Here is a 20,616-nt window from a genome sequence, read left to right on the forward strand (position 1 = left end):
GTCAGTCCCCGAGGGCCAGGCAGACGTTCTCCTGCTCGCCGACGGCGACGGTCAGTCGACGGGTGCCGTCGGCGTCGAACGTGATCACGTGCAGCCCGTCGAGGAGGTAGTAGCCCCGGGCGTGGTGGTCCCCGGGCCGGAAGCCGAAGCCGGCGGGGCCGACGATGGTGTAGCGGGACCAGGTGCCGTCCGGCCGGTGGTCGGCGGCACCGGAGCCGCCCGCGTCCCGCCGTGCGGTCCGTCCGGTGTCGCCGTTGACGAAGTCGACGACCAGCGGGCCGGCGAACTCCTCCCGGCGGACCGCGCCGTCGGGGTACCGGGCTACCACCCGGACCCGGACGTCCTGGCTGACCACCCGCACCTGGAGCGGGAAGGAGCAGTACCGGCCGGCCGGGGCGCTCCACTCCTCCTGCACCCAGGTGCGCCAGGGCTCCGGCCGGTAACCGCCGGGCCGTGCCCCGTCGACCGGTCCGTCGACTGCGGACGCGGGTGCCCCCGCCAGGAGGGAACCGAGCGCGACCGTGCCCACCAGCGCCGTCCGGACGAGCCTGCGCATCACCACCACCGCCTAACCGCGAGAGGCTGAGTAACCGGTGTGCAAAGGTTGACTGGTTAGCTGGCGTCCCGTCAAGGCATACTGGCCGGGTGCACTGGATCGACGTCGACGGTCACCCCATGCCGGTGCTGCTCGCCGGCCACCGTGGACTGGAGCTCTGCAACACCTGGGGTGGGTGGGACGAGTCGCCCGCGCCGCACCGGGAATGGCTGCGCGACTACGACCGGCTCGCCGTCTGGGCCGGGCACGCGCACCTGCTCGACGCCGTCACGGTGCGCCGGCTCCGGGCGGCGGCCCACGAGCAGCCGGACGCGGCCGACCGGGTGCTGGCGGAGACGAGGACGCTGCGGGCCGCCCTGCGCGCCGTCCTGCTGACGCCCGGCGACACCGCCGCGTTCGACGTCGTCGCGGTCGTCGCCGAGCGCGCCGCCGCCGATTCCCGGCTCCGCGCCGACGCGGAGGGGACCGCGCGGTGGACCCTCGACGGGAAGGCGGGGCTGGCCCTGCCCCTGCTCGCCTGCGGCCGGGCCGCCGCCGACCTGCTCACCACGGCGGACCGGCACCGGGTGCGGGCCTGCCCCGGCGACGACTGCGGCTGGCTCTTCCTCGACCCGCGTGGCCGGCGGCGCTGGTGCAGCATGGCGGTCTGCGGCAACCGCGCGAAGGTCCGTGCCTACGCCACCCGCCACCGCCGGCCCGGCCATCATTGAGCTGAAGGCCCTTCACTCTCAGCCCCGAGCCCCGCTCGACGCCGGAGAGCCACCGAGGCGGCGAGCATGTCGCGGGCCTCCGGGGCCTGCTCGGCCCCCGCGCGACCAGAGGCCCGCGCGGGGGCTTCCACAGCCGTCAGCTGTGCGAGAGCTTCCGTCAGCTGTGCGAGAACCAGTACTGGGCCGACCAGACCGAGGTGCCCTTGGTCCGGAACACGTTGTGCTCGCCCGTCTTGATCGTCTTCGAACCGAGGAAGACCTTCGCGCCGTTGCCGTGGACAAACACGTTCACCGGCTCGGTGCTGCCGGCGGCGAGCGTGATGCTCCAACACTTGCCCGGCCCCACCACATGGCTGGTGAACCCGCCCCGCCAGGGGAACTCCAGGGTCGACGAGAAGCCGGTTCCCTTGTTGCAGAGCCCGGTCCGGTTGGTCGCTGCCGCTGCCGGCGTCGCGGCGGTGGTCAGCCCGGCCAGGACCAGGGCGCCGACCACGACCGGTCGCCACGTCTTGCGCATGCGAGTCAAAGCTGCCATTTGGGCTCCTAGGGCTTTGTAGTGGGATGTTTGCCGTGGACCAGTCCAGACGAGCGCGTAACGTGTTCGTCTACCGGGGACACGGATGCCCCGGGTGGATTGGTTCACGGAACTTCCCCACTCGGCCCCACACCTGCGCGGCAACTCTGCTGGCCGGCACGACCTGCTCGGCAACGGGGCGACCCGATCCGGTGGGTCTGGGCGGGGCCGGCTGCCTCAGACGGCGTCAGACGTCGAGCGGATCGGCGAGGAGCCGCTCGAAGGCCAGCTCGGCCGCGCCGATCAGGGGCGCTTCGTCGCCCAGCTTCGGGGTGCGTAACCGGACGTGTTCCCGGCAGGCGGCCAGCGCCATCGAGTTGAGCCGGCTGCGTACCTGCGCCGCTGCGGCGAGGTAGAGGTCCCGCATGGTGCCGCCGAAGACGACCATCTCCGGGTTGAGGATGTTGACCAGGTTGGCGACGCCGAAGCCGAGCCAGTCACCGGCCTGGCGGACCGCGGCCTGGGCGCTGGCGTCGCCGCGCGCCGCCGGGTCCACCACGGACAGGACGGCGTCCTGGCCCTCCACGCCGTCGCGGCCGGCGGCCCGCAGCAGCGCGGGTCCGCCGATCTCGGTCTCCCAGCAGCCCCGGGAACCGCAGCCGCACGGGTGCCCGCCGGGGTTGACCACCATGTGGCCGACCTCGCCGCCGTAGCCGGCGTGCCCGGTGACCCGCCGCCCACCGGCGATGATGCCCGCCCCGACGCCCGCGTCGCCATGCAGGTAGATGACGTTGTCGCAGCCCACCGCCACGCCACGGACGTGTTCGGCGAGGACCGCCAGGTCGGCGACGTTGCCGACGGCGACCGGGTGTCCGGTGCCCAACCCGGCGCGGAGCAGTTCGCCGAAGGGCTCGTCGACCCAGCCGGTGGTGGGGTTGGAGCGGACCAGACCGTCGTCCCGGCGGACCATGCCGACCACCGCCACGCCCGCGCCGACGCAGACCGCACCGGCCGGGCTGTCCTGATCCATCTCCTTGACCATGGCGGTGAGCAGCGGCGCGGCCTCCGCCACCGCCGGGCCGTGCGGCCGGGGCAGTTCCCGGCGGTCGAGCAGTTCACCGCCGAGCCCGACCCGGGCGGCCCGCAGCCGGTCCACCTCGACACTGAAGGCGTACGCGAAGACCCGTTCCGACTCGGGCCGGACGACCAGCGAGGGTCGTCCGGCCCGGCCGGTCTCCTTCGGCGCTCCCTCGCTGACCAGGCCCGCGCCGGCCAGGTCGGCGGTGAGCGCGCCGATCGTGCTGCGGTTCAGTCCCAGGGCGGTGGTGAGTTCCGCCCGCGAGGTCGCCCCGTGCACGTGGACGAAGCGGAGCAGCGCGCCGAGGTTCTGCCGGCGGATCTCGTCCTGGCTGGGTCCTGTGCGCATGCTCCTGGTACTCCGGTCGAGGGACGTGGTCAGCGGTTGCCGGTGGCGGCGGCGCGTCGTCGGGAGAACGCGTCGACGCTCGCGGCGAGCAGCAGCACGACCCCGGTGACCACGTACTTGACCCCGGCCTCGTAGCCCATCAGACCCATGCCGTTGTCGATCACCGCGACCACCGCGCCGCCGAGCACCGCGTCGAGCACCCGCCCCTTGCCACCGAAGAGGCTGGTCCCGCCGATCACCGCCGCGCCGACGGCGTAGAGCAGTACGTTACTGCCCCCGGTGTTCGGGTCGACGGAGTTGGCCCGGCTGGCGGCCACGATGCCCCCGACGGCGGCCATCGTCGAGCAGATCACGAAGACCGAGATCCGGATCCGGTCGACGTTGATGCCGGCCCGGCGGGCCGCCTCCCGGTTGCCGCCGACCGCGTAGACGTGCCGGCCGTAGCTGGTGCGCTGGAGCACGAAGGTCCAGAAGATCAGCAGGACCGCGATGATGGGCACCACGATCGGCACGCCCTTGAGCGAGCTGATCAGGACGTTACGGCTGCGCTCCAGGTTGAGGATGTAGACCGCCAGGCCGAGGATGACCGCCAGCCCGCCGATCCGGGCCAGCACCACCGGGAACGGGTCGGCGAGCAGGCCCCGGGCGGTCCGCTTGCGGTGGCGCAGGAGCTGCACCGCCGCGTACCCGCCGACCACGACGGCGAAGAACAGCCAGCCGAGCGTCGGCGTCAGGTTACGGTTGGCGATCGCCACCAGCACCTCGTCGCGGACGGAGATGTTACTGCCGCCGCTGATCAACAGCAGCACGACGCCCTGGAAGGCGAGGAAGGCGGCGAGGGTGACCACGAAGGACGGAATGCCGATCTTCGCGACCAGGGAGCCGAGGACGAGCCCGATGACCAGGCCGGTGGCGATGGCCGCGAGCACCGCGACGTACCACGGCCAGCCCGCCTTGGTGACGATGTTGGCCAGTACGGCGGCGCAGACCCCGCTGGCGAAGCCGGCGGAGAGGTCGATCTCGCCGAGCAGCAGGACGAAGACCAGCCCCATCGCGATCAGCGTGACCGCCGCGCCCTGGGTGAAGAGGTTGGCGAAGTTCTGCGCCGACAGGAACGACGGTCGCATGATCGAGAAGACCGTGCAGAGCACGACCAGTCCCAGGACGGCCGGCAGCGCGCCGATGTCGCCGCCGCGTACCCGGCTGATGTAGTTGCGGACGTGGCCGCCCACGGTCGGCGTGTCGGTGACCGCCATCGGACCGACCTTGCGCACGGCGGTGCTGGTCATCGGAGGGCTCCTGGGGTGCTGCCGGCGGATGCGCCGGTGTCGGGGTGCTGCCCGCCGTTGCCGGTCGCGAGGCCGAGCGCGCCGGACCGGCCGGCGGTGATCAGTTCGACCACCTGGGCGTGGGTGATGTCGGTGGTCTTCACCTGGGCGACCATCTGCCCGAGGTAGAGCGCGGCGATCCGGTCGGAGACCGCGAAGACGTCGTTCATGTTGTGCGAGATGAGCACGACGGCCAGGCCGTTGTCGGCGAGCCGCCGGACCAGTTCGAGCACCTGGGCGGTCTGTGCGACGCCGAGTGCGGCGGTCGGCTCGTCCAGGACCACCAGCCTGCTGTTCCAGAGCACCGCCTTGGCGATCGCCACGGTCTGGCGTTGGCCGCCGGAGAGGCTGGAGACGTGCTGGCGCAGCGACTTCACCGTCCGGACGTTCAGCCCGGCCAGGGTCTCGGCGGCCATCTGTTCCATGGTCGGCTCGTCGAGCACGATGCCGCTGTGCTTCTCCCGGCCGAGGAACATGTTCTGCACGATGTCGAGGTTGTCGCAGAGCGCGAGATCCTGGTAGACGACCTCGATGCCGAGGGCGGCGGCGTCCCGGGGGCTGTTGATGGTGACCGGCCGGCCGTCGAAGAGGAACTGGCCGGCGTCGGTGGGGTAGATGCCGCTGATGCACTTGACCAGCGTCGACTTGCCGGCGCCGTTGTCGCCGACCAGGGCGGTCACCTCCCCCGGGTGGGCGGAGAAGGCCACGTCACGCAGGACCTGGACCGGACCGAAGCTCTTGTCGATCCCACGTAGTTCCAGCAGGGGGGTGGTGGACACGGGTCTCCTTCACGTCTGTCGAGCCGCCGGGGCGGGCGTCACCGGGGTTGCGGTCCCTGCGTGACGCCCGCGTTCCGGTGGGCACCGGAAACCGGTACGGGTCAGCTGATCCCGGCCTCGGCGCAGAGCTTGGCGTACTCGGCGGTGCAGAGCGCCTCCTTGGTGACGAAGCCGTCCGCCACCACGTCCTTGACGTTCTCCTTGAAGATCAGCTTCGGGGTGAGCAGGACGGAGGGCACGTCACGGCCGCTCTCCGGGTCCTTCACCGTCTGCCCGGTCTCCTTGCGCTCGCCCTTGGCCAGCCCGATGGCCAGCTCGGCGGCGGCGTCGGCCTCCTGCTTGATCGCCTTGTAGACGGTCATGCACTGGTCACCGGCGAGGATGTTCTGCAGGCCCTGCACGTCGGCGTCCTGCCCGGTCACCGGGACCTTGCCGTTGAGCTTGTTCTTCTTGAGCACCGAGATGGCGGCGTTGCCGAGGCCGTCGTTCGCCGCGAGCACGCCGTCGATCTTGCCGCCGGTCTGGGTCAGCATCTGCTCGAACAGCGTGGCGCCCTGGGCGTTGTCCCAGGCCGGGACGGACTGCTCCGGCCCCTTGACGTACTCGCCGGAGTCGAACTTCGGCTTGAGCACCGAGTCGTAGCCGTTCTTGAACAGGGTGGCGTTGTTGTCGGTGGGGGAGCCGTTGAGGTAAGCCACCACCGGCTTCTGCACGCCCTTGTCGGTCAGGCACTTCGTCAGGCCCTCGCCCTGGAGCTTGCCGACCACCTCGTTGTCGAAGCTGACGTAGTACTCGGCGCTGCCGCCCAGCGTGAGCCGGTCGTAGTCGATGGTCGCCACACCCTGCGACTTCGCCCTTTCCAGCACGGCCTTGCCGGTTCCGGAGTCCAGGTTGACGATCATCAGAGCGGTCACCCCGCCGGTGATCATCTGGTCGGCGATGGTCTGGAACTGGTTCTTGTCGTCCTGGGCGTTCTGGATGACCGCCTCGACACCGGCTGCCTTGAAGGCCGCCTCCAGGAACTTGCGGTCGGCGTTCTCCCAGCGGCCGGAGGACTTGCTGTCCGGCAGGATCACGCCGATCTTGGGCTTCTTGTCGGAGCCGGCGTCGTTGTCGCTGCCCGAGTCGTCGCCGCAGGCGGCCACGCCGCCGGTGACGAGCAGGCCCACGGTCGCGATGGTGAGGATCCCTCTGCGCATGTGCGGGGTTCCTTTCGGGGTGGGGGTGTGTTGTTTTGTTGTGTCCGGCAACGTATTCCGCGTCACACTCCGAGCGCAAGACTGCCGAGGTCATGGATTTGTTGGCTGCGGTAACAATTCAGCAACGCCAACGAAACGCGCAGGTCGGACGGCCGTCGCGGGCACCGGGTCGAACGAAGATGATCAACGCCTCGCCGGCCGGTCGGGCGGCGCGGGGACGGTGAGGGGCCGGACGAGCGGTGGCGGACCGCCGCTCAGCGGGTGGCGATCGGCGCGGTGCCCGCCCCGGTCAGCGCGACCAGGTCCGACGGGGCGAGCTGGACCTGGAGCCCACGCCGCCCGGCCGAGACGTAGACGGTCGGGAAGTCCAGGGCCGAGGCGTCCAGCACCGTCGGCAGCCGTCGGCGCTGGCCCAGCGGACTGATGCCGCCCCGCACGTAACCGGTGGCGCGTTCGGCGAGGGACCGGTCGGCGAGGACGGCCCGCTTCCCGCCGGCCGCCCCCGCGAGCGCCTTGAGGTCCAGCTCACCGGTGACCGGGACGACCGCCACGGTCAGCGCGCCGTCCACCTCGGTCACCAGGGTCTTGAACACGCGGTCGGCCGGCACGCCGAGCGCCGCGGCGACCTCGGCGCCGTAGTTCGGGGTGTCCGGCGGGACGTCGTACGGGTGGACGCTGTGCCCGACCCCGCGCTTGACCAGCAGCGCCGTCGCCGGTGTTCCCCGTCCCGCCACGTGCCCAATCTAACCGGCCGGACGGCAGACCAACGCGGTCGGTGCCCCGGCGACCCGGGTGAGCACCACGCTCGCCGCCTGGTCGCCGGCGAGCCGCAGGTCGCGCCGGAGCCGCTCCGGCTCCAGCGCCGAGCCGCGCTTGAGGATCTCCACCCGCCCCACCCGGCGGTCGCGCAGCAGGGCACGGAGCCGCTTCAGCGAGAACGGCAGCACGTCGGTGACCTCCAGACAGCGCGCGAAGGGGGTCACGGCGGGGGTGTCCGCGTACAGGTAGGCGATGCTCGGGTCGGCGATCGTCGCGTCCAGCGTGGCGGCGAGTTCGGCGACCAGGTGCGCGCGGACCACCGCCGGATCCGGGTCGTACAGGTAGCGCCGGACCGGGCCGACCGGAGCCTCCTCGGTGCCCGAGCCGGTGAGCTGGTGCACCCGCCCGTCGCGCAGCACGGTCGCCCGGCGCGGGAGATCGGCCAGCCGGCCGCACCAGAGCGCCGCCTCCACCAGATCGCCGTCGACGCTGACCCACTCGGCCTCCGCGCCGGCCGGGATCAGCGCGTGGTCCAGCCCCGGGGCCACCTTCACCACCGTGTGCGGCACCCGCGCGGCGAGGGCGGTCACGAAGTCCCACGGGGGTGAGTACGACCTCGGATCGAAGATCCGCCGGCCGGTGCCGGTGCTGCGGCGTGCCGGATCGCAGAAGACCCCGTCCATCCGGGACACGTCGAACGCGGTCGCGTCGCCGCACGCCACGGTGAACGAGTCGGCCAGCCCGGCCGCCCCGGCGTTCGCGGTAGCCATCGCGGCGGTCAGTGGATCGGCCTCCACCCCGTACACCCGGATGCCGGCGCGGGCGGCGGCGAGCGCGTCCGCCCCGAGACCGCAGCCCAGGTCGGCGAGGGTGCGTACCCCGGCGTCCCGCAACCGCGCGGCGCGCCGGTCGGCCACCACGCGCCGGGTCGCCTGCTCCAGGCCGGCGCGGGTGAGGAACATCCCGGCCGCCTCCGGGCCGAACTTGCCGGTCGCGCGTCGCCGCAGCTCGGCCTGGGTGAGCGCGGCGGCGGCCAGGCCGGCCGGCACGCCGGCCGAGCGGAGCGCGGCCGCCGCGGTCAGCGGGTCACCGCCGGCCACCCGCGTCGCCGCGTCGAGCGCGGCCGACCCCTCGGGGGTACGCAGGGCGGCGAACTGGTCGAGATCCACCCGACCCATTCTGGACGGCCGGCGCCGCCGCCCGTCGACCACCTCGCCCGCCGGTCCTGGACGTGTGGCGGGGCCGGGTTCGGAAGGTAGCAGGGGTCCCTTGTTACCGCTTCTTGTCGAACAGGGGACCCCTGCAGGCACCCGGACCCCGCCCGGTCAGGGCAGCGCCCTGAGGAACGGGCCGTGGTGCAGGCGGAACTCCCACGCGTAGAACCGGTCCCAGTTGATCGACCAGGTCATCAGCCCCCGGAAGGCCGGGTTGGTCCCGCTGCGCGGCGCGTACGACCCGCAGCTCTGCCCCTTCACCAGGCAATTCACTGCGGCCTGTACCCCGGCCGGGGCGAGGTAGCCGTTGCCGGCGCTGGGGGAGGAGGGTGCCCCGAAGGCCACCTGGTCCTCACGCAGCGCCGGGAAGATCCGGTCGGGGTTGCCGGCGACCGGGAAGCCGGCCAGCAGCATGTCCGTCATCGCGATGTGGAAGTCCGCGCTGCCCATCGTGTGGTACTGGTTGTCCAGTCCCATGATCGGTCCCGAGTTGTAGTCCTGGACGTGCAGTACGGTGAGGTCGTTGCGCAGTGCGTGGATCACCGGCAGGTACGACCCGGAGCGCGGGTCCTGCCCGCCCCACGGGCCCTGCCCGTAGTACTGGTAGCCGAGCTGGACGAAGAACGTCTCCGGCGCCATGGTGAGCACGAAGTTGGCCCCGTACCGCTGCTTGAGGGTGCGGATCGCCGAGATCAGGTTGACGATCACCGGCGTGGTCGGGTTGCGGAAGTCAGTGTCCCCGGCGTCCAGGTAGAGCGAGTGACCCTCGAAGTCGATGTCGAGGCCGTTCAGGCCGTACCGGTCGATGATGGCCGACACCGACCGGACGAAGGTGTCCCGGGCGGCGGTGGTGGTGAGCTGGACCTGACCGTTCTGTCCGCCGATGGAGAGCAGCACCTTCTTGCCCTGCGCCTGCTTGGCACGGATCGCCGAGACGAACTGGGCCTCCGTCTCCACTCCCGGGCACTCGGTCGCCGGGCAGAGCTGGAAACGGATGTCGCCCGAAGTGACCGTGGTCGGCTCACCGAAGGCCAGGTTGATGATGTCCCAGTCCGCCGGCACGTCGGCCATCCGCAGGTAGCCCGAGCCGTTGGCGAAGCTGGCGTGCAGGTAGCCGATCAGCGCGTGCCGGGGCAGCCCGCCGGGCGGCGGGGTGGTCGGCGGCGGAGTGGTCGGCGGCGGGGTCGTGGGCGGTGGGGTGGTGGGGGGCGGGGTCGTGGGCGGTGGGGTGGTGGGGGGCGGGGTCGTGGGCGGCGGGGTGGTCGGCGGGCCGCCGGTGCAGGGCGCGCCGTTGATCGTGCAGTTGGTGGGGGAGCCGGAGCCGGTGGCCAGGAAGCCGAACGACACCGAGGCGCCGGGTGCGACGGTGCCGTTCCACGAACGGTTGGTGAAGGTGTGCCGCCCGCCGGCGCTGGTCAGCGTGGCGTCCCAGTAGGAGCCGAGGGTGGTGCCGGTCGGCAGGGTGAAGGCGACCTGCCAGCTGGTGATGCTGGTCGGGCCGCCGTTGGTGACGGTGTAGCGCCCCTCCCATCCGGTGCCCCAGTCGGCGGTCTTGACGAAGGTGGCGGTCGGACCGGCGGCCTGGGCCGGTGCGGCGACGACGAGGGTGGTGGCGGTGATGGCGGCGAGGGCCGCGACGGCGGCCAGCAGCGGTCTCGGGACAGGGCGACGCATCCGGACCTCCCGGTAGGAGAGCCGTCGGATCGACGGATGCCTAATTATTAGGATTGTTAACTGTAATTGTCCAGGTGTGCCGGTGATCGGCTCGGTCCCGGCGGTGGACCGGGAGTGGTGGCGGCGTGGGTGGTCGCCCGCCGGGGTGGCGAAGGGTTCCGGTCGGGGCGACGCGCCCCGCCGTCGTTGGCACTCTCCTTGACGGAGTGCTAGCGGCGGCCTAATCTGCGATTAGCACTCTCCCATCGAGGGTGCCAGCTTCCGGGCCTCGCCCGGGGGTTGAACGCCAGGCGGACCGGCACCCGCGACGACGGCCCCGCCCGGTGGCATGTGGCAGATTGACGCTGGTCGGCCCCGCCGACCGGTAACGAAACCAAGTACCCCAGGAGGGTATGCCCGTGACTACCGCGACCAAGGTTGCGATCAAGCCGCTCGAGGACCGGATCCTGGTCCAGGCGAACGAGGCTGAGACCACCACGGCGTCGGGCATCGTGATCCCCGACACCGCCAAGGAGAAGCCGCAGGAGGGCACCGTCCTCGCTGTCGGCCCGGGCCGCGTCGACGACAAGGGCAACCGGATCCCGGTTGACGTGCAGGTCGGCGACACCGTCATCTACTCGAAGTACGGCGGCACCGAGGTCAAGTACGCCGGCGAGGAGTACCTGGTGCTCTCCGCCCGCGACGTCCTCGCGGTCATCGAGAAGTAACCAACCGATCAGTGTCGCTGCCCCGGTCCGGCTCGCCGGGCCGGGGCAGCAACGCTTCGAAGGGATATTGATGGCGAAGATCCTGAGCTTCTCGGATGACGCCCGGCACCTGCTCGAGCACGGTGTCAACGCCCTCGCGGACGCGGTCAAGGTCACTCTCGGCCCGCGCGGGCGCAACGTCGTCCTGGACAAGAAATTCGGTGCGCCGACGATCACCAACGATGGGGTCACCATCGCCAAGGAGATCGAGCTCACCAACCCGTACGAGAACCTCGGCGCGCAGCTGGTCAAGGAGGTGGCGACCAAGACCAACGACGTCGCCGGCGACGGGACCACCACCGCCACCGTGCTCGCCCAGGCCATGGTCCGCGAGGGCCTGCGCAACGTGACCGCCGGGACCAACCCGGCCGGCCTCAAGCGCGGCATCGACGCGGCGGCGGCCAAGGTCTCCGAGGCCCTGCTCGACCGGGCCGTCGAGGTGGCCGACAAGACGTCGATCGCCCACGTGGCGACGATCTCGGCGCAGGACGCCACCATCGGCGAGCTGATCGCCGAGGCGATGGAGAAGGTCGGCCGGGACGGTGTCATCACCGTCGAGGAGGGCTCCGCCCTGCACACCGAGCTGGAGGTGACCGAGGGCCTCCAGTTCGACAAGGGCTTCATCTCGCCGAACTTCGTGACCGACCTGGAGTCGCAGGAAGCGGTCCTGGAGAACCCGTACATCCTGATCACCACGCAGAAGATCTCGGCGATCGAGGAGCTGCTGCCGCTGCTGGAGAAGGTCCTCGCCGACAGCAAGCCGCTGCTGATCGTCGCCGAGGACGTCGAGGGCCAGGCGCTCTCCACGCTGGTGGTCAACGCGCTGCGCAAGACCATCAAGGTCTGCGCGGTCAAGGCCCCGGGCTTCGGTGACCGTCGCAAGGCGATGCTCCAGGACATGGCGATCCAGACCGGCGCCGAGCTGGTCGCGCCGGAGCTGGGTTACAAGCTCGACCAGATCGGGCTGGAGGCGCTCGGCACCGCCCGCCGCGTGGTCGTCGACAAGGAGAACACCACCATCGTCGACGGTGGCGGTCAGGACACCGAGGTCGCCGACCGGGTCGCGCAGATCCGCAAGGAGATCGAGGCGTCGGACTCCGAGTGGGACCGGGAGAAGCTGGCCGAGCGGCTGGCGAAGCTCTCCGGTGGCGTCGCCGTCATCAAGGTGGGCGCGGCGACCGAGGTCGAGATGAAGGAGCGCAAGCACCGCATCGAGGACGCCATCGCGGCGACCAAGGCCGCGGTCGAGGAGGGCACGGTGCCCGGCGGCGGTGCCGCCCTCGCGCAGATCCTCCCGACGCTCGACGACGACCTCGGCTTCACCGGCGAGGAGAAGGTCGGCGTCTCGATCGTGCGCAAGGCGCTGGTCGAGCCGCTGCGCTGGATCGCCCAGAACGCCGGCCACGACGGCTACGTCGTCGTGCAGAAGGTCATCGGCCAGGAGTGGGGCCACGGCCTCGACGCCGCCACCGGGCAGTACGTCGACCTGGTCGGCAACGGCATCATCGACCCGGTGAAGGTGACCCGCAACGCGGTCACCAACGCCGCGTCCATCGCCGGCCTGCTGCTCACCACCGAGAGCCTGGTGGTGGAGAAGCCGGAGAAGGCCGAGCCGGCCGCCGGTGGCCACGGGCACTCCCACGGCCACGGCCACGGCCACCAGCACGGCCCCGGCTTCTGAGCCGTCCGCGACACGGTACGGCGGGTGCGCCGCTCCCCCGGGGCATCCGCCGGCACCTCGGACCGCAGGGCACGCCGTCCCCGTGACGGCGTGCCCTGCGTCGTACCACGGGGCTCAGCCGGCGTCGCCGGGCACGTCCCGCCAGGCGGTCCCGGGGTCGAGCAGGGATGCCCAGGAGGGGTGGTACCCCGGCGCGCGGCGGTCCAGTTCCGTCCGGAGGTCGCCGAGGTGCAGGCTGTTGTAGCGGGAGGACGGGTACCAGTCCGGCCAGGAGTCGTGACGTCGCTCGACGGCGTACCCCTCCGGCGTGGTCGCCAGGCGGAGGAAGAACCAGCGTCCGCACTCGGGGTGGCTCTCCGCCGTCCGTAGCTCACGGGTCAGGCCGGACAGCTCCTTGAACCCCTGCCAGTCGGTCTCCCCGGTGAGGGCACGTGGGGGCTGCGGCCCCGGCTGCGTGCCGAGGCTGGTGTCGGTGGCCACCACGACCAGGGTGCAGCGCCCGTCGCCGGCCGGTGCCTGCGCGCGGACCCAATCCACCAGCGCGGCCAGTTCCGGGGAGTGCGCCGGCTCGGGCCGCTGCCGCTCCGGCTCCTCGCGCATCGCGGCCCGGACCAGGTCCTCGTGCCCGTCGTCGCTGAGCGTCCGTACCCGCCGGGCCGGGACGGCGGTGCCGGCCGGAACGGCCGGCGGGGTCCGGCCGCCGGGGGTGATCCCGGCGGCGTCCGCGACGGCCAGGGCGGCGGTCAGGTCGACGGCGTCGGCCGGGAACCGGCCGAGCAGCCCGGAAAGGGCCTCCGCGTCGAGGGCGCACGCCTCGGCGGCGGCGAGCAGGCGGGCGGCGGCCCCGGCCACGTCGTCCCGCTCGGCCGGGTCGTCCCGCTCGTGTTCACCCCACTCGAAGACCACGTTTACGAGTTCGAGTCGGGCCCGTTCCTCGTCGAGCACCGCCCGGGCGGTGGCGACCAGGCCGTCCGACACGTCGTCCGGGTACGGCACCCGGGACCAGACCCCGTCGTCGTACCAGTAGACGTAGCCGAGCTGGTCGTCGGCCTGCCAGCGGAGCAGCTCCGGCCAGGGCAGCCAGGCGGGAGCCCCGGCGAGCAGGTCGATCGGGGGCGTGGCGGTCACCGTCTCGCTGTACTCGTGGTCGTACCCGAAGAGCACCGCCCGTCCGCCGTCGACCAGCACCAGGCGGGACCGGTTCCCGCCGTGGTCGTCGTGGTGGGCGCCGTCGGCGGCGCACCAGTAGACGTCGTCGACGCCGAGCGCGGTGAGGGCACCGGCGAACAGGGCCCACCGGTTCCAGAGCAGGTCAGGTACGGGGAGATCGGATGACATCCGGCCATGCTGCCCGACAGCACGCTGCCGCGCCCCCGGCAGGGGCACGGCAGCGGTGGTCCTGGTCGGCGCCTCAGGCGATCTTGCGCTGGGCGGGCACGGTCGACTTGTGCGGGCGGCCGAGGCGGGCCTCCAGCCGGGCGACGTCCACCCGGCTGCGCCGCCGGTCGGCCAGGTCCTCCCAGCCGATGGCGAGCAGGCGGAGGCGCTCGGACTCGCTGAAGCCGCCCCACACCCCGTACGGCTCGCGGACGGCGAGGGCGTGCGCCGCGCACTCGGCGCGCACCGGGCAGGCCCGGCAGACCGCCTTGGCTCCCGACTCGCGGCGCAGCCGGGAGGAACCGCGTTCGCCGTCCGGGTGGAAGAACTGGGCGCTGTCGCGGCCCCGGCAGGCACCGAGCCGTTGCCAGTCCCAGAGGTCGACGATGGGTCCGGGCAGTCTACGTACGTTCGACATCAGCACCCCTCCTCCCGCGCGGCACCGCCGCGATGGTCCGTCAGGCCGTCCCGGGCGGCGGTTCGCGCGAGCACGCCGTGTCCGGCCTGGACCCTCCGATACCCTGCCGTCCGCCCGCTCACACGTGTGTGATCGAAAAGCTCCGGCAACTCGCGTCAAAGACCCCATATGTCGGAAAAGTTCGGAGAATTGCCCGGAACGCCCTCATGATCAGCGCCGCCCGTGGTCTGCTTCCTGACGGAGAGGAGACCCCACTGTGCGTACGGTTCTCGTCTGCGTCCGGACCCCGCTGGCGGCGCAGCACCTGTCTTCCGCAGCGGCCAGGCTGGGCCTGTCCGCCGTCGTCCGTACCGCCGTCTCCGATCCCGAGGTGATGCTGCGCCTCGCCGAGCAACCGCCCGACGTGGTGCTCGCCGACACCGCGCTGACCCGCCCGGACAGCGCCGGATTCGTCCGGCGTGTCCTGGCCCGGGCCCCCCAGGCGGCGGTGCTGCTGCTCGGTGCGGAGGAGTCCGGCGCTGCGGCGGCGACCATCAGCGCCGGGGCCCGTGGGCTGATCCAGGGCGTCGACCAGGACCTCACCAGCGCCGTCGCCAAGGCCCTGCTGCTGCTCACCGCCCCGGGGCGGTCGTCCCGCCGCCGGATCGCCGATCCGGCCCTCGACACCGCCGCCGCCGTCGGCGCGACCGGACGGCCGGGCGGCCGGGCCCCGGCCGCGACGCCGGCCGAGTGGCCGGGACAGGAGGTGCCGGGCGGCCCGGCGGTGGTTCCGGTCCAGCGCGGTGACGACGAGCCGGACGACGACACGGAGCCGGAGACCACCCGGACGGCGCAGGAGCGTCGCCGACCCGAACCGGCCGGGCGCGGCCGGGGCGGGATCGGGCTGACCGAGCGGGAACTCCAGGTGCTGCTCGGCATGGCGGAGGGGAAGAGCAACGCCGAGATCGGCCGGGAGCTGTTCGTCTCGGAGGACACCGTCAAGACGCACGCCCGCCGGCTCTTCCGCAAGCTCGGTGCCCGGGACCGGGCGCACGCCGTCGCCGCCGGCTTCCGCGCCGGCCTGGTGGCCTGAGCCGACCCGGGGCGCGGCCGGCGGGTCAGGCTCCGGGAGAGTCCGCGTCGTCCTCGCCGGACTCGGTCAGGGTGTCGTGCACCCCGTCGGCGTAGCCCCGGGCGTAGTCCCAGGTGACGTAGTGGTCGGGATCCGGGTCGTAGGCCGGCTCGTGCACCCGGGGCCGGCCGGAGCTGAGCAGGTGGCGCAGATTGCCCCGGAGCAGGTCCCAGTCGAAGTAGTGCGGTTCGTGGCAGTCCTCGCACTCGATCACCAACCCGCGGACCCCGATCGGCGCCAGCAGTGCCTGGTAGATCTCGAGATCGGCCAGGTCCTCCAGGACGTCCTGCCGCTCGACGTCGGTCAGCGGTTCCAGCGGGGCGTCGTCACCGGGGTCGTGCAGACCGGCGGCCGGGTCGGCCGGGTCGCCGTTGAACGGGTCGATGGGCTCGTCGTGCACCCTCTCACCGTAGACCCAACGTCGTCCGCCCGCCTGCCCCAGCCCGTCCGTCGCCGGCCGCGCCGCCGCCCGGGGCCGCCCAGCTCAATGGGTACGATGGGGTGACGCGCCCGCGTTCGGTGGCGCGTTCCGGTGCCGCGCACCACCTCACGAAGCCCGTACGAGCAGCTCAGGGGAGCAATCGTGGATATTTCGCCCAGCACCGATCGTCCGACGGGTGCCGAGCCCGGCGAGCTGGGTGGCCACCTGCCGGAACTGCCCGCCGGCTCGGCGCGGGTGGTGCCCCTCGGCCTGACCTTCGACGACGTGCTGCTCCAGCCGGGCGAGTCGGACGTGGTGCCGAGCCGGGTCAACACGGTCACCCGGCTGACCCGCAACGTCACCCTCTCCGTGCCGCTGCTCTCCAGCGCGATGGACACGGTGACCGAGGCGCGGATGGCCATCGCCATGGCCCGGCAGGGCGGCATCGGCGTGCTGCACCGCAACCTCTCGGTGGAGGACCAGGCGCTCCAGGTCGACCTGGTCAAGCGCTCCGAGTCCGGCATGATCACCAACCCGGTGACGGCCAGCCCGGACGACACCCTCCGCGACGTCGACGCGCTCTGCGGGCGGTACCGCATCTCCGGCGTCCCCGTGGTGGACGCCGACGGTCAGCTCGTCGGCATCGTCACCAACCGGGACATGCGCTTCGTCACCGAGCCGAGCACCCCGGTCCGCGAGATCATGACCCGGACCCCGCTGGTCACCGCCCCGGTCGGGGTCAGCAAGGACGAGGCGCTGGCCCTGCTGCGTCAGCACAAGGTCGAGAAGCTGCCGATCGTCGACGACGCGGGCCGGCTGCGCGGGCTGATCACCGTCAAGGACTTCACCAAGAGCGAGCAGTACCCGAACGCCACCAAGGACGGCGCCGGACGGCTCCGGGTCGCCGCCGCCGTCGGGGTCGGCGAGGACTCGTACAAGCGGGCCCGGGCGCTGGTCGACGCGGGCGTGGACGTGCTGATCGTGGACACCGCGCACGGGCACCAGCGGGCCGTGCTGGACATGGTCCGCCAGCTCAAGAAGGACACCGGCGTCGACGTCGTCGGCGGCAACGTGGCCACCTACGCCGGGGCGAAGGCGCTGGTCGACGCGGGTGCCGACGGCGTCAAGGTCGGTGTCGGGCCGGGGGCGATCTGCACCACCCGCATCGTCGCCGGGGTGGGCGTACCGCAGATCACCGCGATCATGGAGGCGGCCCGCGCCGCCCGCCCGGCCGGCGTCCCGGTGATCGGCGACGGCGGCATCCAGTACTCCGGCGACATCGCCAAGGCGCTGGTCGCCGGGGCCGACACGGTGATGCTCGGCAGCCTGCTGGCCGGCTGCGAGGAGAGCCCCGGCGAGTTGCTCTTCATCAACGGCAAGCAGTTCAAGTCGTACCGGGGGATGGGCTCGCTCGGCGCGATGCAGTCGCGGGGCCAGGCGCGTTCCTACTCCAAGGACCGCTACTTCCAGCAGGACGTCCTCGCCGAGGACAAGCTGGTCCCCGAGGGCGTCGAGGGCCAGGTGCCGTACCGTGGCCACCTCTCCGCGGTGGCCCACCAGCTCATCGGCGGGCTGCGGGCCGCGATGGGGTACGTCGGCGCGGAGAGCATCCCCGAGCTGCACCGCCGTGGGCAGCTCATCCGGATCACGGCGGCCGGCCTCAAGGAGAGCCACCCGCACGACATCCAGATGACCGTCGAGGCGCCGAACTACCACACCCGCTGACCATCCCCTGCGACAACTGGAGACCCCCATGCGTGACGTGGTCGAGATCGGGCTGGGCAAGACCGCGCAGCGCGGCTACCACCTGGACGACATCGCCATCGTGCCGAGTCGGCGGACCCGTGACGTCGACGACGTCTCGACCGGTTGGCAGCTCGACGCGTACCAGTTCGGCATCCCCTGCGTCGCGCACCCGTCCGACGCGACGATGAGCCCGGCCTCGGCGGTCCGGCTCGGCCAGCTCGGCGGCCTGGGCGTGCTCAACGTCGAGGGGCTCTGGACCCGGTACGAGAACCCGACGAAGGTGCTGGAGGAGCTGGCCGGGCTCGGCGAGGATGCCCGCGCCACCAAGCGCCTCCAGGAGGTGTACGCCGAGCCGATCCGCCCCGACCTGATCGCCGAGCGGGTCCGGGAGCTGCGGGCCGGGGGCGGCACGGTGGCCGTCCGGGTCTCGCCGCAGCACACCCTGGCGCTGGCTCCGGTGATCCTGGACGCCGGGGTCGACATCCTGGTCATCCAGGGCACCATCGTCTCCGCCGAGCACGTCTCCACCACCGACGAGCCGCTGAACCTCAAGGAGTTCATCGCCGACCTCGACCTGCCGGTGATCGTCGGTGGCTGCACCGACTACAAGACCGCGCTGCACCTCATGCGCACCGGCGCGGCGGGTGTGATCGTCGGTATCGGCGGCGACGGCTGGTCGACCACCGAGTCGGTGCTCGGCATCCGGGTGCCGATGGCGACCGCCATCGCGGACGCGGCGGCGGCCCGCCGGGACTACCTCGACGAGACCGGCGGTCGGTACGTGCACCTGATCGCCGACGGCGACGTGCAGACCTCCGGCGACATCGCCAAGGCGCTCGGCTGCGGCGCGGACGCGGTGATGCTCGGCGAGCCGCTCTCGCTCTGCGCGGAGGCCCCGGCCGGCGGTGCCTGGTGGCACTCGGCGGCGAGCCACCCGTCCCTGCCACGGGGCGCGTTCGAGGTGGCCGGCGAGCCGCTCGGCCCGATGGAGCGGCTGCTCTTCGGCCCGGCCGACGAGCCGGACGGCCAGCTCAACCTCTTCGGCGGCCTGCGTCGGGCGATGGCCAAGTGCGGCTACCGCGACCTGAAGGAGTTCCAGAAGGTCGGCCTGGTCCTCGACCGCTGACGACGGCGTCGGTCCCGCCCCGTACGCTCGCCGTGATCATGGAGCACGGGGCGGGTGCCGGCCGCCTGAGGAGAATCGGCGTACTCGGGCTGGTGCTGACGCTGGCCGTCGTCGGCTGCGCCGACGGGGAGGGCGACGAGCGCTACCGGCCGGGTGCGGCCACCAGCGGGGACACCTACTTCCCGGATCTGGGCAACGGCGCGTCGCGCCGTACGGTCGGTGACGACGCCTTCTTCACCGTCCTGCGGACCTTCCTGACCGAGTACCAGAACGGCAACGCCAGCACCGACGACTTCGTCGCACTCGCCGAACGGGTTCGGCCGGGCGATCACGTCACCGACGGGTGCCCACTCCGGCCCACGGGACGTCGTACGTGAACGGGGGAGCGCCGATGGGGCGAGCGGGACGGGCTGGCCGCCCGGCACGTCGGTTCGCCGCCGGAGTGCTCGCCCTGATCGTGGTGCCGGCCCTGGTCGGCTGCACCCCCAAGGCTGACCCCGCCGGTGACGCGGGGGCCGCCGGCATCGGCGACCGTTACTTCCCGCAGTACGGCAACGGCGGCTACGACGTCGCCGGGTACGACCTGCGGGTGCGCTACGACCCGGCCACCGACCGGCTCGACGGCACCACCACGGTCACCGCCACCAGCCGCCAGGCGCTGAGCCGGTTCAACCTCGACCTGGTCGGGCTGACCGTCTCGGCGGTCACCGTGGACGGTCGTCCGGCCACGCACCGGCGGGCCGGCGCCGAACTGGTGGTCACCCCGGCCGAGCGGATCGCACCGGGCCGCCGGTTCGCCGTGGTGGTCGAGTACGCCGGGGTGCCCGGCACCGTCACCAACTCCGGCCTGGGCGAGGGCGGCTTCCTGCACACCTCCGACGGGGCGATCGCGCTCGGCCAGCCGGAGTCGGCGAGCACCTGGTTCCCGGTCAACGACCACCCGTCGGACAAGGCGACGTACGACATCGAGGTCACCGTCCCGGACGGCCTGGCCGCGTTGAGCAACGGCGTGCCGACGGGCCGGACCAGTGCGGGTGGCTGGACCACCTGGAAGTGGGCCGAGCGGACCCCGATGGCGAGCTACCTGAGCACCCTGGTGATCGGGGAGTACCGGGTGCGGACCGGCGTGCACCGGGGACGTCCGGTGGTCACGGCGGTCGCCGCCGGGCTGCCCGCCGACGGCCCCGCCGCCCGGTCCCTCGACCGCACCACCGAGATCGCCGACCACCTGGAGACCCTCTTCGGGCCGTACCCGTTCGAGTCGTACGGCGGGATCGCGGTCGCCGACCCGCGCGTCGGGTACGCCCTGGAGACCCAGTCCCGCCCGGTGTACGGGCCGGGGTTCTTCCGGGACGGGCAACCGAACCCCGCCGTGGTCGCGCACGAGCTGGCCCACCAGTGGTTCGGCAACAGCGTCTCGGTCGCCCGGTGGAGCGACATCTGGCTCAACGAGGGCTTCGCCACCTACGCCGAGTGGCTCTGGGCGGAACGCACCGGTGGCCCGACGGCCCAGCAGAGCTTCGAGCGGCAGTACGCCGTCACCGACTGGTCGATGCCCACCCTGGACCCGGGCCCGGCCCGGTTGTTCTCCGCCGCGGTCTACCAGCGCGGTGCGCTCACCGTGCACGCCCTGCGTCGGACGGTCGGTGACGACGCCTTCTTCCGGATCCTGCGGACCTGGACCCTGGAACGGCGCGACGGCAACGCGACCACCGGCGACCTCGTGCTGCTGGCCGAACGCCTCTCCGGTCGGTCGCTGCGTCCGCTCCTCGACGCCTGGCTGGTCGGTGACACCGCCCCGGCGATGCCCTGACCCGGTGTGTGATCATCG

General features: G+C 72.4%; 19 protein-coding genes and 2 pseudogenes. 9 read left to right on the forward strand and 12 right to left on the reverse strand.

The window, feature by feature from the left end; translation table 11 throughout:
• Nucleotide 1: 1 nt before the first annotated feature.
• The gene (locus ACIBJE_RS15390; protein ID WP_396748469.1) at nucleotides 2-556 is read right to left on the reverse strand and encodes a hypothetical protein; all 555 of its coding nucleotides are present in this window, start codon (nucleotides 554-556) and stop codon (nucleotides 2-4) included.
• Nucleotides 557-645: 89 nt separating this feature from the next.
• On the opposite strand from ACIBJE_RS15390, the gene ACIBJE_RS15395 reads away from it, so the two are divergent.
• Complete coding sequence (locus ACIBJE_RS15395; RefSeq protein WP_396748471.1) at nucleotides 646-1,266, forward strand: CGNR zinc finger domain-containing protein; 621 nt, start codon at nucleotides 646-648, stop codon at nucleotides 1,264-1,266.
• 157 nt (nucleotides 1,267-1,423) lie between these two features.
• Here the strand turns inward: ACIBJE_RS15395 and ACIBJE_RS15400 are convergent, their stop codons facing one another.
• The 8 genes from ACIBJE_RS15400 to ACIBJE_RS15435 all read right to left on the reverse strand — a co-directional run bounded on the left by ACIBJE_RS15400 (nucleotide 1,424) and on the right by ACIBJE_RS15435 (nucleotide 10,159).
• Nucleotides 1,424-1,801: a hypothetical protein gene (locus tag ACIBJE_RS15400; RefSeq protein WP_396748473.1), complete on the reverse strand. Its 378-nt coding sequence runs from the start codon at nucleotides 1,799-1,801 to the stop codon at nucleotides 1,424-1,426.
• A 226-nt stretch (nucleotides 1,802-2,027) separates the two neighbouring features.
• Nucleotides 2,028-3,206: an ROK family protein gene (locus ACIBJE_RS15405; RefSeq protein ID WP_396748475.1), complete on the reverse strand. Its 1,179-nt coding sequence runs from the start codon at nucleotides 3,204-3,206 to the stop codon at nucleotides 2,028-2,030.
• A gap of 29 nt (nucleotides 3,207-3,235) precedes the next feature.
• Nucleotides 3,236-4,495: a sugar ABC transporter permease gene (locus ACIBJE_RS15410; protein ID WP_396748477.1), complete on the reverse strand. Its 1,260-nt coding sequence runs from the start codon at nucleotides 4,493-4,495 to the stop codon at nucleotides 3,236-3,238.
• Entirely contained in the window at nucleotides 4,492-5,313 is an 822-nt protein-coding gene (locus tag ACIBJE_RS15415; protein WP_396748479.1) for an ATP-binding cassette domain-containing protein, read from the reverse strand. Before ACIBJE_RS15415 ends, ACIBJE_RS15410 begins: the two co-directional genes overlap by 4 nt.
• Before the next feature lie 101 nt (nucleotides 5,314-5,414).
• A complete protein-coding gene (locus tag ACIBJE_RS15420; RefSeq protein ID WP_396748481.1) occupies nucleotides 5,415-6,512 on the reverse strand; it encodes a sugar ABC transporter substrate-binding protein in 1,098 nt (365 codons plus the stop codon).
• Between the two features lie 254 nt (nucleotides 6,513-6,766).
• Complete coding sequence (gene ybaK, locus ACIBJE_RS15425; protein WP_396748483.1) at nucleotides 6,767-7,246, reverse strand: Cys-tRNA(Pro) deacylase; 480 nt, start codon at nucleotides 7,244-7,246, stop codon at nucleotides 6,767-6,769.
• 9 nt (nucleotides 7,247-7,255) lie between these two features.
• Nucleotides 7,256-8,440, reverse strand: coding sequence for a methyltransferase domain-containing protein (locus ACIBJE_RS15430; RefSeq protein WP_396748485.1), 1,185 nt, complete (start codon nucleotides 8,438-8,440; stop codon nucleotides 7,256-7,258).
• 156 nt (nucleotides 8,441-8,596) lie between these two features.
• A complete protein-coding gene (locus ACIBJE_RS15435) occupies nucleotides 8,597-10,159 on the reverse strand; it encodes a chitinase (protein WP_396748487.1) in 1,563 nt (520 codons plus the stop codon).
• Nucleotides 10,160-10,551: 392 nt separating this feature from the next.
• Here ACIBJE_RS15435 and groES point away from each other — a divergent pair, with 392 nt between their 5' ends.
• Together groES and groL are read left to right on the forward strand one after the other, a co-directional pair.
• A complete protein-coding gene (gene groES, locus ACIBJE_RS15440) occupies nucleotides 10,552-10,866 on the forward strand; it encodes a co-chaperone GroES (RefSeq protein WP_088976050.1) in 315 nt (104 codons plus the stop codon).
• Between the two features lie 70 nt (nucleotides 10,867-10,936).
• Complete coding sequence (gene groL / locus ACIBJE_RS15445) at nucleotides 10,937-12,586, forward strand: chaperonin GroEL (protein ID WP_396748489.1); 1,650 nt, start codon at nucleotides 10,937-10,939, stop codon at nucleotides 12,584-12,586.
• Nucleotides 12,587-12,700: 114 nt separating this feature from the next.
• On the opposite strand, the gene ACIBJE_RS15450 is transcribed toward groL, so the two are convergent.
• Nucleotides 12,701-13,924 carry a hypothetical protein gene (locus ACIBJE_RS15450; RefSeq protein WP_396748491.1) on the reverse strand — a complete coding sequence of 408 codons (1,224 nt, stop codon included), beginning with the start codon at nucleotides 13,922-13,924 and terminating at the stop codon, nucleotides 12,701-12,703.
• 73 nt (nucleotides 13,925-13,997) lie between these two features.
• Nucleotides 13,998-14,381 carry a WhiB family transcriptional regulator gene (locus ACIBJE_RS15455; protein ID WP_396748493.1) on the reverse strand — a complete coding sequence of 128 codons (384 nt, stop codon included), beginning with the start codon at nucleotides 14,379-14,381 and terminating at the stop codon, nucleotides 13,998-14,000.
• 256 nt (nucleotides 14,382-14,637) lie between these two features.
• On the opposite strand from ACIBJE_RS15455, the pseudogene ACIBJE_RS15460 reads away from it, so the two are divergent.
• Both ACIBJE_RS15460 and ACIBJE_RS15465 read left to right on the forward strand, forming a co-directional pair.
• Nucleotides 14,638-15,181: pseudogene (locus tag ACIBJE_RS15460) on the forward strand (helix-turn-helix transcriptional regulator); the annotation flags it as partial.
• A 77-nt stretch (nucleotides 15,182-15,258) separates the two neighbouring features.
• Nucleotides 15,259-15,453 (forward strand): annotated as a pseudogene (locus ACIBJE_RS15465) (response regulator transcription factor); the annotation flags it as partial.
• Between the two features lie 25 nt (nucleotides 15,454-15,478).
• Here the strand turns inward: ACIBJE_RS15465 and ACIBJE_RS15470 are convergent.
• Nucleotides 15,479-15,892 carry a DUF5319 domain-containing protein gene (locus ACIBJE_RS15470; RefSeq protein ID WP_396748495.1) on the reverse strand — a complete coding sequence of 138 codons (414 nt, stop codon included), beginning with the start codon at nucleotides 15,890-15,892 and terminating at the stop codon, nucleotides 15,479-15,481.
• 183 nt (nucleotides 15,893-16,075) lie between these two features.
• Here ACIBJE_RS15470 and guaB point away from each other — a divergent pair, with 183 nt between their 5' ends.
• From guaB to ACIBJE_RS15490, 4 genes are read left to right on the forward strand one after another with little or no spacing between them, the layout of a single operon-like run.
• Nucleotides 16,076-17,638: an IMP dehydrogenase gene (gene guaB, locus ACIBJE_RS15475; RefSeq protein WP_396748497.1), complete on the forward strand. Its 1,563-nt coding sequence runs from the start codon at nucleotides 16,076-16,078 to the stop codon at nucleotides 17,636-17,638.
• Between the two features lie 28 nt (nucleotides 17,639-17,666).
• The gene (locus ACIBJE_RS15480; protein ID WP_396748499.1) at nucleotides 17,667-18,785 is read left to right on the forward strand and encodes a GuaB3 family IMP dehydrogenase-related protein; all 1,119 of its coding nucleotides are present in this window, start codon (nucleotides 17,667-17,669) and stop codon (nucleotides 18,783-18,785) included.
• Nucleotides 18,786-18,823: 38 nt separating this feature from the next.
• Entirely contained in the window at nucleotides 18,824-19,162 is a 339-nt protein-coding gene (locus tag ACIBJE_RS15485; RefSeq protein ID WP_396748708.1) for a hypothetical protein, read from the forward strand.
• Nucleotides 19,163-19,176: 14 nt separating this feature from the next.
• Nucleotides 19,177-20,598, forward strand: a complete 1,422-nt coding sequence (locus tag ACIBJE_RS15490) for a M1 family metallopeptidase (protein WP_396748501.1) — start codon at nucleotides 19,177-19,179, stop codon at nucleotides 20,596-20,598.
• The last annotated feature ends 18 nt before the right edge of the window (nucleotides 20,599-20,616 follow it).

It is taken from the genome of Micromonospora sp. NPDC050187, assembly GCF_044459745.1.
GTDB lineage: Bacteria > Actinomycetota > Actinomycetes > Mycobacteriales > Micromonosporaceae > Micromonospora.

Bases quoted from the DNA above. Each gene is read 5' to 3' on its own strand.
- ACIBJE_RS15390 (WP_396748469.1), bottom strand. From the start codon at position 556: ATGCGCAGGCTCGTCCGGACGGCGCTGGTGGGCACGGTCGCGCTCGGT.
- ACIBJE_RS15400 (WP_396748473.1), bottom strand. From the start codon at position 1,801: ATGGCAGCTTTGACTCGCATGCGCAAGACGTGGCGACCGGTCGTGGTC.
- ACIBJE_RS15405 (WP_396748475.1), bottom strand. From the start codon at position 3,206: ATGCGCACAGGACCCAGCCAGGACGAGATCCGCCGGCAGAACCTCGGC.
- ACIBJE_RS15410 (WP_396748477.1), bottom strand. From the start codon at position 4,495: ATGACCAGCACCGCCGTGCGCAAGGTCGGTCCGATGGCGGTCACCGAC.
- ACIBJE_RS15420 (WP_396748481.1), bottom strand. From the start codon at position 6,512: ATGCGCAGAGGGATCCTCACCATCGCGACCGTGGGCCTGCTCGTCACC.
- ACIBJE_RS15435 (WP_396748487.1), bottom strand. From the start codon at position 10,159: ATGCGTCGCCCTGTCCCGAGACCGCTGCTGGCCGCCGTCGCGGCCCTC.
- groES (WP_088976050.1), top strand. From the start codon at position 10,552: ATGCCCGTGACTACCGCGACCAAGGTTGCGATCAAGCCGCTCGAGGAC.
- groL (WP_396748489.1), top strand. From the start codon at position 10,937: ATGGCGAAGATCCTGAGCTTCTCGGATGACGCCCGGCACCTGCTCGAG.
- ACIBJE_RS15450 (WP_396748491.1), bottom strand. From the start codon at position 13,924: ATGTCATCCGATCTCCCCGTACCTGACCTGCTCTGGAACCGGTGGGCC.
- ACIBJE_RS15455 (WP_396748493.1), bottom strand. From the start codon at position 14,381: ATGTCGAACGTACGTAGACTGCCCGGACCCATCGTCGACCTCTGGGAC.
- ACIBJE_RS15480 (WP_396748499.1), top strand. From the start codon at position 17,667: ATGCGTGACGTGGTCGAGATCGGGCTGGGCAAGACCGCGCAGCGCGGC.
- ACIBJE_RS15485 (WP_396748708.1), top strand. From the start codon at position 18,824: ATGGAGCACGGGGCGGGTGCCGGCCGCCTGAGGAGAATCGGCGTACTC.
- ACIBJE_RS15490 (WP_396748501.1), top strand. From the start codon at position 19,177: ATGGGGCGAGCGGGACGGGCTGGCCGCCCGGCACGTCGGTTCGCCGCC.